Source organism: Halobacteriovorax sp. RT-2-3 (assembly GCF_047085075.1).
GTDB lineage: Bacteria > Bdellovibrionota > Bacteriovoracia > Bacteriovoracales > Bacteriovoracaceae > Halobacteriovorax_A.
The window spans coordinates 1,166,365-1,181,188 of the sequence record NZ_JBKIYF010000001.1; the positions used below are offsets into that span (position 1 = coordinate 1,166,365).

General features: G+C 35.8%; 16 protein-coding genes. 6 read left to right on the forward strand and 10 right to left on the reverse strand.

The window, feature by feature from the left end:
- Window positions 1-145: 145 nt before the first annotated feature.
- Entirely contained in the window at window positions 146-334 is a 189-nt protein-coding gene (locus tag ACMAYX_RS05455; protein WP_103216525.1) for a hypothetical protein, read from the forward strand.
- A 7-nt stretch (window positions 335-341) separates the two neighbouring features.
- Here ACMAYX_RS05455 and ACMAYX_RS05460 read toward each other — a convergent pair whose 3' ends face one another.
- A complete protein-coding gene (locus ACMAYX_RS05460) occupies window positions 342-818 on the reverse strand; it encodes a hypothetical protein (protein ID WP_103216524.1) in 477 nt (158 codons plus the stop codon).
- A 425-nt stretch (window positions 819-1,243) separates the two neighbouring features.
- Here ACMAYX_RS05460 and ACMAYX_RS05465 point away from each other — a divergent pair, with 425 nt between their 5' ends.
- Window positions 1,244-1,909, forward strand: coding sequence for a type 1 glutamine amidotransferase (locus ACMAYX_RS05465; protein ID WP_103216523.1), 666 nt, complete (start codon window positions 1,244-1,246; stop codon window positions 1,907-1,909).
- Here ACMAYX_RS05465 and ACMAYX_RS05470 read toward each other — a convergent pair.
- Entirely contained in the window at window positions 1,906-2,757 is an 852-nt protein-coding gene (locus ACMAYX_RS05470; protein WP_412462907.1) for an alpha/beta fold hydrolase, read from the reverse strand. The two genes, ACMAYX_RS05465 and ACMAYX_RS05470, sit on opposite strands and share 4 nt — an antisense overlap.
- A 63-nt stretch (window positions 2,758-2,820) precedes the next feature.
- Between ACMAYX_RS05470 and ACMAYX_RS05475 the strand changes: the two genes are divergently transcribed.
- The gene (locus ACMAYX_RS05475) at window positions 2,821-3,189 is read left to right on the forward strand and encodes a hypothetical protein (RefSeq protein ID WP_392991071.1); all 369 of its coding nucleotides are present in this window, start codon (window positions 2,821-2,823) and stop codon (window positions 3,187-3,189) included.
- On the opposite strand, the gene ACMAYX_RS05480 is transcribed toward ACMAYX_RS05475, so the two are convergent.
- Genes ACMAYX_RS05480 through nth form a run of 3 tightly spaced genes read right to left on the reverse strand, consistent with a single transcriptional unit; the run spans window position 3,166 to window position 5,298 of the window.
- Complete coding sequence (locus ACMAYX_RS05480) at window positions 3,166-3,969, reverse strand: DUF2797 domain-containing protein (protein ID WP_199177501.1); 804 nt, start codon at window positions 3,967-3,969, stop codon at window positions 3,166-3,168. The genes ACMAYX_RS05475 and ACMAYX_RS05480 overlap by 24 nt on opposite strands.
- Before the next feature lie 4 nt (window positions 3,970-3,973).
- Window positions 3,974-4,651, reverse strand: a complete 678-nt coding sequence (locus ACMAYX_RS05485; protein ID WP_103216520.1) for an alpha/beta hydrolase — start codon at window positions 4,649-4,651, stop codon at window positions 3,974-3,976.
- Window positions 4,648-5,298 carry an endonuclease III gene (gene nth / locus ACMAYX_RS05490; protein WP_103216519.1) on the reverse strand — a complete coding sequence of 217 codons (651 nt, stop codon included), beginning with the start codon at window positions 5,296-5,298 and terminating at the stop codon, window positions 4,648-4,650. Before nth ends, ACMAYX_RS05485 begins: the two co-directional genes overlap by 4 nt.
- A 69-nt stretch (window positions 5,299-5,367) precedes the next feature.
- Here nth and yidD point away from each other — a divergent pair, with 69 nt between their 5' ends.
- Together yidD and ACMAYX_RS05500 are read left to right on the forward strand one after the other, a co-directional pair.
- Window positions 5,368-5,607: a membrane protein insertion efficiency factor YidD gene (gene yidD / locus ACMAYX_RS05495; RefSeq protein WP_103216518.1), complete on the forward strand. Its 240-nt coding sequence runs from the start codon at window positions 5,368-5,370 to the stop codon at window positions 5,605-5,607.
- Window positions 5,604-6,950, forward strand: coding sequence for a D-alanyl-D-alanine carboxypeptidase (locus ACMAYX_RS05500; protein WP_412471653.1), 1,347 nt, complete (start codon window positions 5,604-5,606; stop codon window positions 6,948-6,950). Before yidD ends, ACMAYX_RS05500 begins: the two co-directional genes overlap by 4 nt.
- Here ACMAYX_RS05500 and ACMAYX_RS05505 read toward each other — a convergent pair.
- The 4 genes from ACMAYX_RS05505 to priA all read right to left on the reverse strand — a co-directional run bounded on the left by ACMAYX_RS05505 (window position 6,947) and on the right by priA (window position 11,870).
- A complete protein-coding gene (locus tag ACMAYX_RS05505; RefSeq protein ID WP_412471654.1) occupies window positions 6,947-7,681 on the reverse strand; it encodes a substrate-binding periplasmic protein in 735 nt (244 codons plus the stop codon). The genes ACMAYX_RS05500 and ACMAYX_RS05505 overlap by 4 nt on opposite strands.
- Window positions 7,665-9,131, reverse strand: coding sequence for a sensor histidine kinase (locus tag ACMAYX_RS05510; RefSeq protein WP_103216515.1), 1,467 nt, complete (start codon window positions 9,129-9,131; stop codon window positions 7,665-7,667). The genes ACMAYX_RS05505 and ACMAYX_RS05510 overlap by 17 nt, the downstream gene beginning before the upstream one ends.
- Window positions 9,132-9,230: 99 nt before the next feature.
- On the reverse strand, window positions 9,231-9,830 hold the full coding sequence (locus ACMAYX_RS05515; RefSeq protein ID WP_103216514.1) for a LysE family translocator: 600 nt from the start codon (window positions 9,828-9,830) through the stop codon (window positions 9,231-9,233).
- Window positions 9,831-9,833: 3 nt separating this feature from the next.
- The gene (gene priA, locus ACMAYX_RS05520; protein WP_412471655.1) at window positions 9,834-11,870 is read right to left on the reverse strand and encodes a primosomal protein N'; all 2,037 of its coding nucleotides are present in this window, start codon (window positions 11,868-11,870) and stop codon (window positions 9,834-9,836) included.
- Window positions 11,871-11,927: 57 nt separating this feature from the next.
- On the opposite strand from priA, the gene lgt reads away from it, so the two are divergent.
- The gene (lgt, locus tag ACMAYX_RS05525; RefSeq protein ID WP_103216512.1) at window positions 11,928-12,707 is read left to right on the forward strand and encodes a prolipoprotein diacylglyceryl transferase; all 780 of its coding nucleotides are present in this window, start codon (window positions 11,928-11,930) and stop codon (window positions 12,705-12,707) included.
- Here lgt and ACMAYX_RS05530 read toward each other — a convergent pair.
- Window positions 12,697-14,817 (reverse strand): patatin-like phospholipase family protein, encoded by a 2,121-nt coding sequence (locus ACMAYX_RS05530; protein ID WP_392991062.1) that lies wholly within the window; start codon window positions 14,815-14,817, stop codon window positions 12,697-12,699. The genes lgt and ACMAYX_RS05530 overlap by 11 nt on opposite strands.
- Window positions 14,818-14,824: the final 7 nt, after the last annotated feature.

The following is a 14,824-nucleotide window of genomic DNA, read 5'->3' on the forward strand; positions in this document are numbered from 1 at the left end:
CCCTCACTCTTAAAAATGTCCTCTCCATTGTAAGAATCCCATCTCAATCTTACATGTTTAAAAAAATTACTACACCGGACCGATTCTCTTTGTCTAAGGCCTAAATCCTTCCTATTCTAAGCATAATTCTATACGTGAGGAAATTATGAAACTTTTACTAGCAATGGCCGTAATCGCATGTCTTGGTATTAACATGAATGTATCTGCAACTGAGATCTTAAAGAGTATTCCAGTTGAAGACCAAGGGCCTGAAAAAGATGAAAAAGATTCTAAAAAAGAGGGTGACTCAAAGAAGACAAAAGAAGATAAGCTACTTCAAATAGCAAGTCGCTAATTCCAGCTTATTTTACGGACCTGGCCTTCTCAAGAATCTTTTCAATATTAGAAAAGTCTTTAACAACTTTCCTCATTTGAAGAAGATACTTCTTAGACTGTGGGCTTTGTTTGTGAATTGCGTGAATATACTTATTCAGCTCGCCCTCAAGTAGTCTGGCCTCAGATACAAAAAGGGCGATTAACTTCACCTGTGCCTCAAGCACATCCACTTCAGTTGAACTTTTTGCTAAATTTAAGATTTGTGTATGAGTGATATCGCCTACTGGCTTAGCACTTAGATCAAGATTATTTAAACTACCAGTGCTCTCTTCAGAACTTTCACCTAACTTTGATAAATCAACACTTTTGATCTGATTCGTAATAGAAAACTCTAGAACATTAGATGGATTTTCATCTTTAGAAGAAGCTGAAACCTTTGACACTTCTGCAGAAGTTGCTGGCTTCTCAATATTGTCTTGATCTAATTTCTTGGCAGTTGACAAGATATCCCCCCGAATTAATCTTAATTTATTTATCGGTTAACTCTTAGCTTAACTTTAACCTGTTTTTAGTTAGATTCTATATAAAATTAGCCCTTTAACTCATATCAACAAAGTATTTTTTTTTTAGATTCGAGACAAAATTGAAAGGTATTGAATTCACATTTAGGCCCTACCAAGTCTTGGTAAGTTATAAATTTCAAATGTTTTTCATTGTATTTAAATATTTGGCCTTTAAAAATACTGATTTTTCAAACTTTAATTTGAAAAGTGCCAAAAGTTTGAGGTGTAACGGAACTTATTAAAGTGTCAATTTTCATAAGAAGTAATTTCTTTTTTCGACAAACTTCTTTTAGCTTTTTAACAATTTTGTTAGATTATGCCCTCATTAATTAACGCATTTTTATTCGAGCTTAGAAGGTGAAATAATGAAGAAGCCTATTGCTATCATTGACTGTGCTATCAACAATCCGTCTTACAATTGTATGAATCAAATGATTCAAAATTTTAATATACCGACGACATATCATTGGGTATCTCAATTTGGATGTGACTCACTAGATAAAATTGAAGAGGCCAGTGGCTATATCATTTTCGGCTCAGACTCAAACGTCTACCAAAGACTTGATTGGCAAGTCGATCTTGCTAAACGTATGAAAGAAAAATTAGAACAAGATATCCCTGTTATGGGAATTTGCTTTGGCCATCAACTCATTGCCGATATCTTTGGCTCAACAGTTGATATGGTTAAACCTGATAATCAGCTTTTTGAAGGGACCAGAAAAACAAAAATTCTCATGGATAAATTTGGTTTTAATAAGGGTGAAGAATTTAGTCTCTTTATTACCCATCACTACGAAGTGAAAGAGCTTCCAAAAGGTTTTGTTCACCTAGCAACTTCAAATGATTGCTTCCTTGATGGGATCGCTCATGAGACTCTTCCATTCTTTAGCTTCCAAGGCCACCCTGAGGCATCGCAAGATTTTGTCGATAGTCATATTGAGATGACTCTTTCAGATGAAGAGCTAAAGTCAGGTTACGAAGGTGGACGTAAAGTAATCAAAAATTTTATCGACTATATTCAAACTCGTTAGAAAATTAGTTTTTTAACTATTTCCCTAAGATAGTTAAAATAAGGTGTACGATACTTTTCAATTTCTTGATATTGTTCGTGTCGTGCGCCTTCTATCTTTGTAATCGTAAAACTTGTGTCTACTTCCTTTAAGTACCTTTCAAGTTCAGGAACACTAACTAGCTCATCAGCAGTTCCATAAGAAATATATTTCTCCACTTCATCATTAATAGGCTTTGAAAATACCTTCTTACTACAGGAAACCATTTCAAGTAGAAGTTTAGTGTGAAGCTTTTGAAGATTAAACGGATCGTTCTTAAATTCTTCAACAACTTGATTACGGTGAGATAATGTATTTAAGTCAACAAGGCCACCAAGTGGTATCGACATTTTAATCGAGGCCAGCTTGCTAAAGTACTTGCCTTTCACTTTATTAACAAACTTTGCGAAGGGACCACCTACTCCAACAGGAGGAGCGTTTACAATTATAGCTCTAGGTTTTGGGCCATCTTTTAAGTTATTCTGAGTGAAGCCACAAGTGATTAGAGCACCCATCGAATGCCCATAGAGAATATAATCTTCCATTTTATAATTCTCTCTTAAATGCTTAAGGCAATCTTCAAGGTCTAACATATACTGCTCAAATGGATCGATATATGCTTTTTCTCCACCACTTCGGCCATGACCACGAAGATCATATTGAAAAACGTTTACATCAAAGCCAAAAATTTCTTGCAGGTATTTATGTCGACCTAAATGCTCACCTATTCCATGAGTCGCTATTAGCCAGTACTTAGCACCGTGCTCAACGACTTCGGTATACAATTTGACACCGTCACGCATAGGAATCGCTCTTTTAATTGGCTCCATATTTTACCCTTTGATTAATTTTTATTTAGCTTTTATAATTATACTTAAATTTAAGGAAAAGTAATGTTTTGTCCAAAGTGTTTAAGTAACAGTGTACATCTAAAAGAAAAAGGCGTCATTCATATATTAGTTAATGGCCGCCAAAAAGATACTGGCCGCTTTCTATACAACTTAGAAAGACGTAGTGAAATAGCTCAGAATATTTCAAATAAGATTCTTGAGCATTTCAAATGGATGGCAAGCTTTCAAAATACGAAGCCAGTGGAACATGTGAACATCATCACTTCTGATGCTAAATGCGACAATGGTTGTGCGATTCCTCTAACGCAGAAGTTTTCGCTTCTTGATCATTTAGTTTCAACAAAAGAAGTGAGGAATATGGTTCAGCTCCACGCTAAAGAATGTGGCCTAGACGTCGACCTCGACATTTAAAAAGTAACCACCATGCTTTCGCATATTCACACAACCTGTATCTAAAATAAGATACTGACCTTTTATTCCCATTAAAGTCCCCTCAATAACAGGATTCTTATCGAAACCAAGAGACTTAACCTTCTTTGGAAATTCAATTACTGGATACTCAATATGAGTCACTTCTTCTTCAATATCATCAAGACCAAAACTATCAATTAAGTCTGCAAAGTCATCATAGATCTGATCGCGAAGCATTTCTAAATCTTCATCTGCAACTTCATTCATAAGCATTTTGCGCCAATTAGTCTTATCCGAAAATGCTTTTGCAATCTCAACCTCGATCTCTCCGGAAGTTTTTCTATCAGGTACCTCTAAAATAGGTAGAGCATACGATGCTCCTTGATCAATCCAACGAGTAGGAATTTGCGTGTGACGTGTGATCCCTACTTTCACATGAGATGATACAGCAAGATAAACATAGTGAGGAATCATACAATTCTTCTCTCCCCACTCTGGCTCGCGACATGTTCCTTTATGAAAATGGCATAGCTCAGGCTTTACGATACACGTGTCACATTGTGCAAGTGTAATCATTTCTTTATAAGAGTAGCCTTGGGAATATGACTTCTTAATTAACTCACCAGAGTAGACAGAGTTTATCTGACCATCAAAACTTAGCTTGATCTTCTTTTCAAGAAGATCATTCATATAAAGAAGCTCATCACCTAAAGGTAAATGATAGTGAGCTAGTCCGTCCTCAAGAGACGTTTTCATTTTGCGAATATTTCCACTTAACATATTTCTACTTTCCTAAAAAATCTTTTAACTTTTGAATAACTGGCATTGGTATTTCATGGCCACCTTGGAATGGGTGGAATTCATATTCATTAACCTTCTCAAGATAACTCTTAAGCTTCTCACTCAGAAAATATGGAAGAATAGGATCAACACTTCCATGCGATTGAAAAATTGGAATATGCTTAATATGCTTTGTATTTTCTGCAATATGCGCTTCATCAAATAAAGTAGATGAAAGTAAGAAGAGACGCTCAATTAAATGAGGTTCTTTATATGCAACGGCAAGACTTAGCATTGAGCCTTGTGAGAATCCCCCTAGGAATACTTCTGTGCTATTCTTTTTAATCTCTTTGATCAAATGAACTAAGCGATCACGCATATCTTCGATTCCATCAGGAACACTCTGAGAGAAGAAATCTTCGATTCGTCCTTCCATCGAAGCTTGTTGAAGTCCCATCATATCGATTGGAAACCAGGCACTTCCCTTCATTCCCATTCCAATATCAACTTTCATCGGTCCATCGACAAAATACCAATTGAATTCATCCTTTGGATCTAGATACTGATATAGAGGAGCTAAATCTTGAAAACTTGCTCCATATCCATGAAGTACTACGATTGACTTATTTGTACTTCCTTCTTGTAGTAAAATATCAAAATCATTAATTCTTGTTACTCTCATTTCTTTGTCTCTACTTTTGATTTACGATTTGGATATACATAGCGACAGATTGGACATTCGAGTCCAAAACATGATCTCGCCTTACAATATTCGCGGCCATAGAAGATAATTTGCAAGTGAAGTTTATTCCAAAGATCTCTTGGAAAGAGTTTCTTACAATCCTCTTCTGTTTGTTCGACATTCTTTCCCTTTGTTAGGCCCCAACGCTGAGCAAGCCTGTGAATATGAGTGTCCACAGGAAAAGCTGGTACATCAAAGGCCTGGGCCATAACAACAGAGGCCGTTTTATGACCGACACCAGGAAGCTTTTCAAGATCTTCAAAACTTGCTGGAACTTCTCCATCATGTTCATTAACAAGAATTCTTGAGAGATCATAAATGGCCTTAGACTTTCTTGGAGAAAGTCCACAAGGTTTAATGATTTCTTTAATTTCTTCTTGTGTTAACTTCATCATGTCGCGTGCGTTATCGGCCTTTGCAAAAAGTGCCGGCGTCACCTGATTAACTCGTTCATCTGTACATTGTGCTGATAATAAGACAGCTATCAGTAAAGTGAACTCATTCGTATGATCTAGAGGCGTTGGAGTCTCTGGATAAAGCTCCTCAAGTGCCTCGACAATATAGTCTGCTCTTTCTTGTTTTAACATCTTCTTTCCTATTAATTTGAACCATAAAAATTTAGCAAATTATCCATGAAAATGCTAAAATAACGCGTAATGAGATACATTTTCATCAAATTAATCCGCTTTTACCAAATAGCAATCTCCCCATTTCTCGGGGCAAATTGTCGCTATACTCCAACATGCTCTCAATATGGCATTGAGGCCTTTTCCAAACTGCCATTTCACATAGCATTTTGGAAAACAACAAAACGTATTGCGAGTTGCCACCCATGGTCAAAAGGCGGATATGATCCTGTAACTCTAGACTGTTGCCATAAGGATAAGCACAAATGAAGTTTTTAGTTTTAATATTTTTTTCTCTAGCATCTCTTGCCACAACATCAATCGACAATTTAAAGAAAGAATTTTTAGATAAGGGTGACGAATTAAGTTACTTCTTACAATGGGATAGTGGTAAATCAAGATCCCTCGATTCAAAAAACTCTTTTATCCCCGCTTCGATTTTTAAAATATTTTCGGCTTATTACATCCTCGATAAATTAGGTACAGACTATCGTTTTAAAACATCGATTGCCTCAAGAGGACATATTTCAAACGGGACACTAAAGGGAGACCTTATCCTAAGTACTTCAGGTGACCCCTACTTTCTAACAGCACAAGCCTATGATCTCATTGATGCAGTAAAGGCAGCTGGAATAAAAAAAGTAGAAGGAAAACTCATTGTTGTTAATAATTTTGTCGATCTAAATCGTATAGGAAATGTTGGACTAGATGACCAACCATATAACCAAAGTATTTCAGGCCTTAACATAAATTTTAACCGTTTCAAGTCGATCGGACGTGACGATAAAAATATTTTCCCAACTCACAATGGCCTAGAAATTAAAAAGTCACCTAAGCCACTAGGGCCTGGAGAAGTTTTTCGTCATATCAAAAATAATGAAAAGGAATCATGGGTTTATACAAATTCCAAAGATTACTTTCTAGAAGTACCTATAAGAGACTCTCTACAGTTTAATGCTAATTATTTTAATCATCACTTAAAGATTGCGGGCATTGAAACAAAAGGCGTGGCGTTTGAAGAAAGTTTTACTAAGTCTAAAATTTTAAACACTGTCTACTCTGTGCCTTCTTTAGATATGGTAAAATTATCTCTCGAGTACTCAAATAACTTATTTATTGAAACACTAGTCTTAAAAGCGACAAAAAAAGATAATTTGAAAGATGCTGCTCAAAAAATGGTTAGCGACTTAAAGCTACCTGTTAAAGGCGAGCTTACTAATAGTTCTGGACTGAGTGTTAACATAGAAATGTTAGCTCAAGATATTGTTAATTTCATCAATAAGAACGCTTATAAGAAATTTGGAAATAACTACTTCATTAACCTACTTTCAATTACTGGTCACAGTGGTTCTCTACATCGCAAGTACTTAACTAATGAAGGGTTTGAGAAGTACCGCTATAAAACAGGAAGCCTCGACTTCGTTTATAATATTTGCGGAAGAAGCTTTGAAGCAGATCCTGTTACTTTTTGTGTCATGATCAATAATCCAAAAAAGAGACAACTTCTAATGGGTCCAAACTCTGCAAAGAATGAGAAGTTAAGACAAGAAGCAAAAGCTTGGAGACGTTCTAAAGAACGCCTTAGTGAGCTATTAATGTATGAGTTAAACTAAAGATTTGAAAACTGACGACAACAAGGGCGATCTTTAATTCGTTTCAAGAAATGATAAAATTTTTCGCTTGTGATAATAGAATCTTGAGTGACTAATGCTCGGTGAGAATACTCTTGATCGTAGTGAGTAGAGATAATGAGTTTATCTTTTAAATTTTTATTATCTTCCAAAAATTGAGTTAGATAAGACTCTGTTACGACGGCAATATCTCCACGTCCCTTTAAGACACTTAAAATATTTCCTTCATGTGAGTTGGTATAGATTAATTTCGCATCGTATTTCTGATCAATATCAAAATCTAGAAAACCATAGTGATAACCATCATAAAGCAAAATGCTCTTCTTTTTTAAATCCCTTAAGTAAGCATGAGTTCTATTCTTATCTTTTTTAGCGATAAATTTTTCCCCTCCTTTTAAAAAAGAAGGAGTCATATCATATTTTATGCCACGTTCTTCCCATCCCCACTTAGGACTTTCAAATAAAATCAAATCAAAGCGCTTCGTTGTAAAGTCTCGATAGCGACGTCTTGCAGATGTTTCCACAATCTTAAATCGATATTCACTCTGAACCTTATTAAGCTCTTTTATAACCTCATAAACGAGTCCAGACTTCTTTCCATTTTTAGAAATATAAAATGGTGGGAATTGATAAGCACCAACCTGAACTTCCTTGGCAGCAAAGAGAGAAGTAGAAAAAGCAAATATTAAAGCGTACTTAGTGAAGTAATTCACTAGCTTCTCCACTATATCTAGGTAACGATAAGATAAACTTCGTATTTTCAGACTTCGAATCATATCTAAGATAGCCATCATTATTTAACATCATCTCATAAGATAAACTAAGTCCTAATCCTGTTCCCTTATTTACATCTTTAGTCGTGTAAAAAGGCTCCATAATACGGCTTTCGATTCTTGGATCAATCCCTTTTCCACTATCAATGACTTCGATATAAAGATTTTCGAAATCTTGTTTTATAGAAACGATAATTAATCGTTCGTCTAATTCCTCAATCGCATCAATCGAGTTATTAATTAAATTAACAAGAACTTGGCTAATTTGAGTTTTATTAGCATAAATTAAATTATCAATAGAAGATTTATCGTAAGAGAATTCTAAACGGATATCTTTTTCCGCCAAACGTCCTCGACAAATAGATGAAACAATTGATTCTAATTCTTCACACCTAATAATCGTTTTTAAATCCTTTTGACCATCACGAGACATTGTCGACATACTCTTAACAATATCAGTAATTCGATCAGCAGCAAGCTCAACCTTTTCAAGAATGTATTCACACTTTTCGCCATTAACACATTTCTTTAATCGATTTAGATTTCCAAGAATGACAAATAATGGGTTATTAATCTCGTGAGCGATCCCAGCGGCCATTTGCCCTAGGGCAGCGAGTCTCTCTGATTCGTGACTTCTTTCTCTTTGCTCATATAATTCCTGAGTTCTTGTCGTAACTATCGCCTCAAGCTCTTCATTATATCTCTTTAGCTTTACGTCTCTTAAAATAATTTCGGTTAGAGTTTTATTAAGTGTTTTTGCAAAGAATGATAATTCATTAAGAACAAATTTTTCACGTATTGGGCGGAAGTCACCACTGGCAATACGGCTTGTTCTATTTACAAAGTGCTTTAGAGGATTAAAGAATAAATAATAGTAAGCAATTGATGTCACAATCAAAGATAGAACAAGTCCCGATATAAACCATACCCCAATCATCTTCATGATATTGTGAACATAGATAGCATTTAATTGATTCGAAAATCTAATTTCAACACTTCCTATCTTCTTGCCCTCATATATAACTTCAAAATTTTCAATGACTATTTCAGGGCTTACATATTTTGGGGCCGCTGCTTCAACTAATGAAATCTGACTCAAAAGACTTTCATTCTCATCTCTAACAGTAATAGCAGTAACGGCCTGGTCGCTTGAGTTAACAAAGACATTAGAAATTTTCTGAATATATTCTTTATTTAAGTTCCAGATAGGAAGTTTTAGAGAATTTACAATCTGTCTTGAAATGATTTCTCTATCATTCTCAAAACGAACCCTTTCCTGATTACTATGAATACTGTAAGTAGCTGCGCCCATGACAAAGAAGCTTATTGTTAGTACTACCCCCATAACAATCGGAATAATAAATGAAAAGCGAACAGGTGACTTGTGCATGTCCAATATCTACATGCGTTATTTAGATTTAGCAAGTACTTTATAAATAGAAATCGTTTTAAGACAATTAGGTTAGACTAACATAGCTAGTAATATTAACTACTTAGAGATAGAAGTTGAAATCATCCAAATCCCTACTGCGATTAATAGGATACTAAAAAAGTACTGGGCCTTTTTCCCGCCTAAAACGTGGGCCAGACGATTCCCCATAAAAAACCAGAGCAGATGAGCACTAGCTCCACCAAAAAAAAGCACGGCACTAAAAAGTGTTAGAAAGAGTTTCCCCTCATTTAAAAATGGTGAGTAAACACTAATTGTGAAAACTAGGAATTTGGGATTTAGGGCCTGAAAAATAGCCCCTTCTAGAAATGAAGGACCTTTATTATTTTCTTCCTCATTCTTCACCTCTACTTTCTTTACATTAGTAAGGCTTTTATAGGCCATAAAGAATAAGTATAAAGCTCCAAAAACAGGAAGGTATCTCATGAGCTTCTCATGTTTCATGATGAAGTCTGTTGCACCATATAGACAAAGTAGAAGTCCTGAAATAGTTGAAAGCCATAACCCAAGTATGAAAGGTAGAGTTTTCTTAAAACTATAAGTTCCCCCAAGGCCGGCCAAAGTTATATTTGCAGGGCCAGGTGAATAACAAAGAGGGGCCACGATAAAGAAGAAGCTAGTAATTATTTTTGAAAGCATAAATTAAGTATCCATTGGATCGACATCGATTTTTACAGAAAAAGAATAGTCGATCTTATTTTGAGCGCGAAAAATCTGCAATACTTGATTGAGCTCGCCCCCATTCTTACACATTAAAGACATGCTCCATGTGAACATATTCGCACGCCTTTCAATCATAGCAGGAGTAGGACCCCATACTTGGCCATCGATTCCCAACTGATCCATTAGCCCACGAAGCTTTTGAATTTCACTTGAGAGATTGGCAATTATTTTGTCGCGATCTCTACCAGAGACGTGGATATTTGCCATCTTTGTATAAGGAGGAAATAGACCAAACTCACGCGTTGTTAATTCGAAATCATAAAAACCAGAAAAACTATGTGATTTGATAAAATCGAACATTGTATTATCTGGAAGCATCGTTTGAATTGCAACCTTAGCGTGATTTGAATATCGCCCTGCTCGTCCTAAAATTTGAACAATCATTTGGTAAGCTTTTTCCATGGCCCTAAAGTCAGGGAAGTTTAGCATTGAATCAGTTCCTAAAATTAAAACGAGATTAACTTTTTTAAAGTTGTGACCTTTAGAAAGCATTTGTGTTCCGACAAAGATATCAATATCACCTTTATGGAAACGCTCAAGCTTATCTTCTAGCTTATCAAGATTTGTGATCTCATCGCGATCAAAGCGCTCAATCTTCTTAGTAGGATAAAACTCTTGTAAAACTTCTTGCAGTCTTTCTGTACCGAATCCCTTTTGTAGCAGATTCATATTTCCACATTCAGGACAAATTTCTGGTCTTGGAATTTGATAGTCTGAATGAGAGCTTGAAAGAATATTTTTATTTTTAAAATACCTTAGTGGTACACCAGTATTAGGATCTTCGAATTTATAACCACAACCTCGACACTGAAGATAATTTGAAAAACCTAGGCGATTTACAAAAACGAGAACTTGCTCGTCTCTATCTAAAGCTTCACTAATCATATCTAAAGACTTCTTTTCAAATGGCCAAATCGATAAGGCATCCATATCTTTCTTAGCACCATGAGAGCGAGAGTCTAATAATTCAATCTCCGGAAAGCCGCCGGCAACTCTCTTTTCCAATGAAAAGTAATTCTCTGGTTTAAGCTTTGAAAAAGTGAAGTAATTTTCTAATGAAGGCGTCGCACTACCAAGAACGACAGGTGCATTGAATAGCTGTGCTTTCTTAATGGCAACATCGCGCCCATTATAAGGACAACGATCTGTTTGCTTAAATGAGCTATCATGTTCTTCGTCAACGATCACAAGGCCTAGGTTTTCAACAGGCAAGAAAACACTAGAGCGCACTCCCATTAAAAGAACTGGCCGATCAGATTTCTTTAAAAACTTCCAAATAGCATTCTTGTGAGAAGGTGTTACACCCGAGTGATACGGTAGAATTGGACAATCCAAATATTTTTTAAACGTCTCCATAAACTGAGGCGTTAAGTTAATTTCAGGTAGCAAGAAAAGTACACTCTTTCCCTTCTTTAATACATTCTTTATCAAGTGAAGATAAATTAATGTTTTTCCTGATCCTGTAACACCATGAACGAGAAAGCGATCAAATCCATTATCAAGCTTAGCATTGATACTTTCATATATGGGCTTTTGTAGCGGAGATAGTTCATGTTCAAAATCTTGGTTATCACCAAATTGAGTTTCAACTTCGCGAGGACGTTTTAAAATTTTTGGCAAGCAGTCCCAAGCAAGTTGCCCAAGATTGTAGTGATAGTAACGAGACATCCAATCGTAGAGCTTCATCTCACTTTGTGATAATGAAAACTCTGGCGCGAGAACTTCGTTGATTGGCCTAAGCTTATACTTAGTAATCGTTTCTTCTAATTCTTTTTGCGTAATTGTAAATGGTACGACAACACCTTTAGCCTTCCTTCTACCAAGAGGGACTTCCACAAGGGTACCAACAGGAATCTCCTCTCCTAACGTCTTATAAGTAAGAACACTTGGTAGTTTTGGATAATCAACCGCGACTTGGCAATAATGTTGAGCGTTTAGTATATTAACGTCTTGCATAAGATTTTAAAGTAAAAAGTAAGTGTAAAACCTACACTATCATCATACAATAAGTATATGATTACATGGAATGTTGATCCAGAAATATTTAGAATCGGACCTATTGCCGTTCGTTATTACTCACTAATGTTTATCGTTGGTTTCTTTATTGGTGAGCGCTATTGTCGCCGCTACCTAATCAAAGAAAAAAACTTTACTAAAGACGAAGTAAGCTCATTATTAAACTACATGATTGTAGGTTGTGTCGTTGGTGCACGTCTAGGTCATTGTCTCTTCTATGAGCCAGGTTATTACTTAAGTAATCCCCTTGAGATTCTCTATGTATGGAAAGGTGGACTTGCAAGTCACGGTGGATTCCTTGGTGTTATCGTTTCAATATACGCCTTTAAGAAAAGAGTTAAAGATGTCCCACTGATGTGGCTTCTTGATCTTGTTGCAGCACCGGCCCTTATGACAGGTGGATTTATTAGACTTGGAAACCTAATGAATTCTGAGATCTTTGGTCATCCAACGAATCTTCCATGGGCGTTTAAATTTGTTCGTGCAGATAATATTGCTCGCCACCCTACTCAGCTCTACGAAGCACTTGGCTTCTTTGCAGTTTCAGGACTTGTTTACTACCTCTATTCAAAATTTCACAATAAGTGGCAATCTGGACGCTTTTTAGGAATTATCTTTATTGGTGGTTTTGCATGGCGATTCTTTGTGGAATTCTTTAAAGAAAACCAAGTGGCATTTGAACAAGGTATGGCCCTAAATATGGGACAAATTCTAAGTATCCCACTTATTATCGTTGGTATTATCTTAGTTCTTTATAAACCTGTTACTAAAGGTTAAGCCCAAGTTCTAAACCAGTACCAATTTCTTTATTTTCTGTTGCATGAATGTAGTGAACAAATGGCTTAATACGTACTTTTTCATATAAGGTAAAAAGTGGATAGAATTGGCCATAAACTCCAGAGCAAGATTTAAAATTTGCACGGAAGCTACTACATTCGACAGAGCCATACTTATCGGTACTAGAAAACATATAGCCTCCTCGTACACCTAGGCTTATTTGTAAACTCTCATCAGACCAGCTAAGCATTGTCTTTTCAATTCCAATATTAGGAATAAAAACATTGTCATCATCTTTAGATTCTTGAAAGTCCATAACAGAATTTAGCATCAATCCAACACCCCAGCGCCAACTCTTTATCGATCTTGAAAAGTCGTCAATTGCACGAGTGTACGAAATTTCTGCAAGAGTTCCTAAATCAATTGAGAAGTACGACTCATAAGGAATGTAGTAAATAGAATCAAGATAGGCTTTTGAACCTAATTTTGCGACAAATTTTTCGGTAGCGTTGAGTTTATCAGTATAAGACTCAATAGATGTATGTAGTTTGTTTATAACCAAATATGGCGCATCACTTCGATTTATTCTCTTCTCTGTTTTATGAAGCTCATTAAAGAGAAAGTCTTCATCCTTTAGTTTTCTAAGTGTGTATTGAGTTATATTTTCTTTTTCTTTGAATCTAAATTCCCCATATCGATTTTCATATAAACGACTCTTTTTAAATGATTCCGTTCGATGACACAATTTTAGCTCTAGCTCTTGCTCACAGTTTTCAATAACCTTTGCTACAGAGATTTTTAAAATTGTCTTTAAATTCTTATTAAGCCCTTCAAGACAGATATGATTAAAGTCCTTTCTTTCAACAACTTCAACAATACAAGCTTCATCTTGATCAAATTGGATTCTTTTAGGCATCTTAAATTTTCGTCCCGAGTGATTCTTTGCAATATAGTCACTAGTAAACTTTTTAGAATCCGCATAACCAACTAAGAAATCAAAACGTCTAAAATCTTCTTCAAAGAAACCAAAGAAGGCATACATCGGAGAAGAGGCCAGAGGCAGTGATACAGTTGAGCTCATAGAATTAGAAAAACTAGGAGACTCATAAAAAGCAATTGTTTCACGAGAACGGGCCGTTCCTATAAAGCTATCAAAAATATCAAGAACATACTTTGCGACTTCCTTTCCATTCTCTTGAAACTCACGAGTTTCATAAAGTAAGTGTTCATCGCTTGGATCAATAATTAAAAGCAAATTATCCTTAGCGACTTTGTGCCTAGATACCTTATTAACGATTGTTAATGGAATATTATTAAACATCCCACCATCGATAAATGTTCTTTTTGTAATTGAACTCAATGGACACTTTTTCTTCGATTTAAAGTCCTCGTACTTACAATACTCAATATCAACCGGTTTAAAGGCCAAAGGAAAGGCTCCAGAAGCCTCGATTACCTGTAAGAGTTTTGTTAAGTTATCATTTTGATTCTTAGTGAATGGTAAGTAGATTTGTCTCGTCGAATTTGTGGCAATTGGATAGTTTTCGATGATAGGAGGCTTCCCCTCACCTTGACCACGAATTCTAAAAATGGCCTCATTTAGCATTTGAGGAAATTTTCTTCCACCTTTGTATACTTCAATAATCTCAGGCTTCTTTTGAGTAAGAGTGATTCCAAAAACAATATCGATATCAGCTCGTAAGCCTTCATTCCAGATTTGGCGTGCATCTTTATACATTGATTGAATCGGCTTTTTAGATAAAAAGTTAGTCATGGACATTTGCTTATTATCCGCTAGTCGATCAATTCCTAAAGGCACCCAAAGTCGCCAAAAGAGTGAGTCCTTTACAATATACTCTCCACCGTGAACTCTTCCGGCTTCAAGAAAAGTAATCAAAGCGTTCATACTACCAGCAGATGCTCCAGCATAAATTTGTGGCGTACGCTGTACTTGATAATTTAATTTTTCAAATTCAGTTAGATAACTTAAGAATCCGCCCTCATAAGAGCCTAGTGAAACACCACCACTTACAACAAGGGCCGTATTGACTTGTTTTGCGAAAGGTTGAAAACAAAAGAGGAAGCTCAATAGTAGGATAAAACGTTTCATTCTAGTA

Coding starts and splice junctions, on each gene's coding strand:
- ACMAYX_RS05465 (WP_103216523.1), top strand. CDS start 1,244: ATGAAGAAGCCTATTGCTATCATTGACTGTGCTATCAACAATCCGTCT.
- ACMAYX_RS05500 (WP_412471653.1), top strand. CDS start 5,604: ATGAAGTTTTTAGTTTTAATATTTTTTTCTCTAGCATCTCTTGCCACA.
- lgt (WP_103216512.1), top strand. CDS start 11,928: ATGATTACATGGAATGTTGATCCAGAAATATTTAGAATCGGACCTATT.
- ACMAYX_RS05530 (WP_392991062.1), bottom strand. CDS start 14,817: ATGAAACGTTTTATCCTACTATTGAGCTTCCTCTTTTGTTTTCAACCT.
- ACMAYX_RS05485 (WP_103216520.1), bottom strand. CDS start 4,651: ATGAGAGTAACAAGAATTAATGATTTTGATATTTTACTACAAGAAGGA.
- ACMAYX_RS05470 (WP_412462907.1), bottom strand. CDS start 2,757: ATGGAGCCAATTAAAAGAGCGATTCCTATGCGTGACGGTGTCAAATTG.
- ACMAYX_RS05455 (WP_103216525.1), top strand. CDS start 146: ATGAAACTTTTACTAGCAATGGCCGTAATCGCATGTCTTGGTATTAAC.
- ACMAYX_RS05475 (WP_392991071.1), top strand. CDS start 2,821: ATGTTTTGTCCAAAGTGTTTAAGTAACAGTGTACATCTAAAAGAAAAA.
- yidD (WP_103216518.1), top strand. CDS start 5,368: ATGAGATACATTTTCATCAAATTAATCCGCTTTTACCAAATAGCAATC.
- nth (WP_103216519.1), bottom strand. CDS start 5,298: ATGTTAAAACAAGAAAGAGCAGACTATATTGTCGAGGCACTTGAGGAG.
- ACMAYX_RS05515 (WP_103216514.1), bottom strand. CDS start 9,830: ATGCTTTCAAAAATAATTACTAGCTTCTTCTTTATCGTGGCCCCTCTT.
- priA (WP_412471655.1), bottom strand. CDS start 11,870: ATGCAAGACGTTAATATACTAAACGCTCAACATTATTGCCAAGTCGCG.
- ACMAYX_RS05480 (WP_199177501.1), bottom strand. CDS start 3,969: ATGTTAAGTGGAAATATTCGCAAAATGAAAACGTCTCTTGAGGACGGA.
- ACMAYX_RS05510 (WP_103216515.1), bottom strand. CDS start 9,131: ATGCACAAGTCACCTGTTCGCTTTTCATTTATTATTCCGATTGTTATG.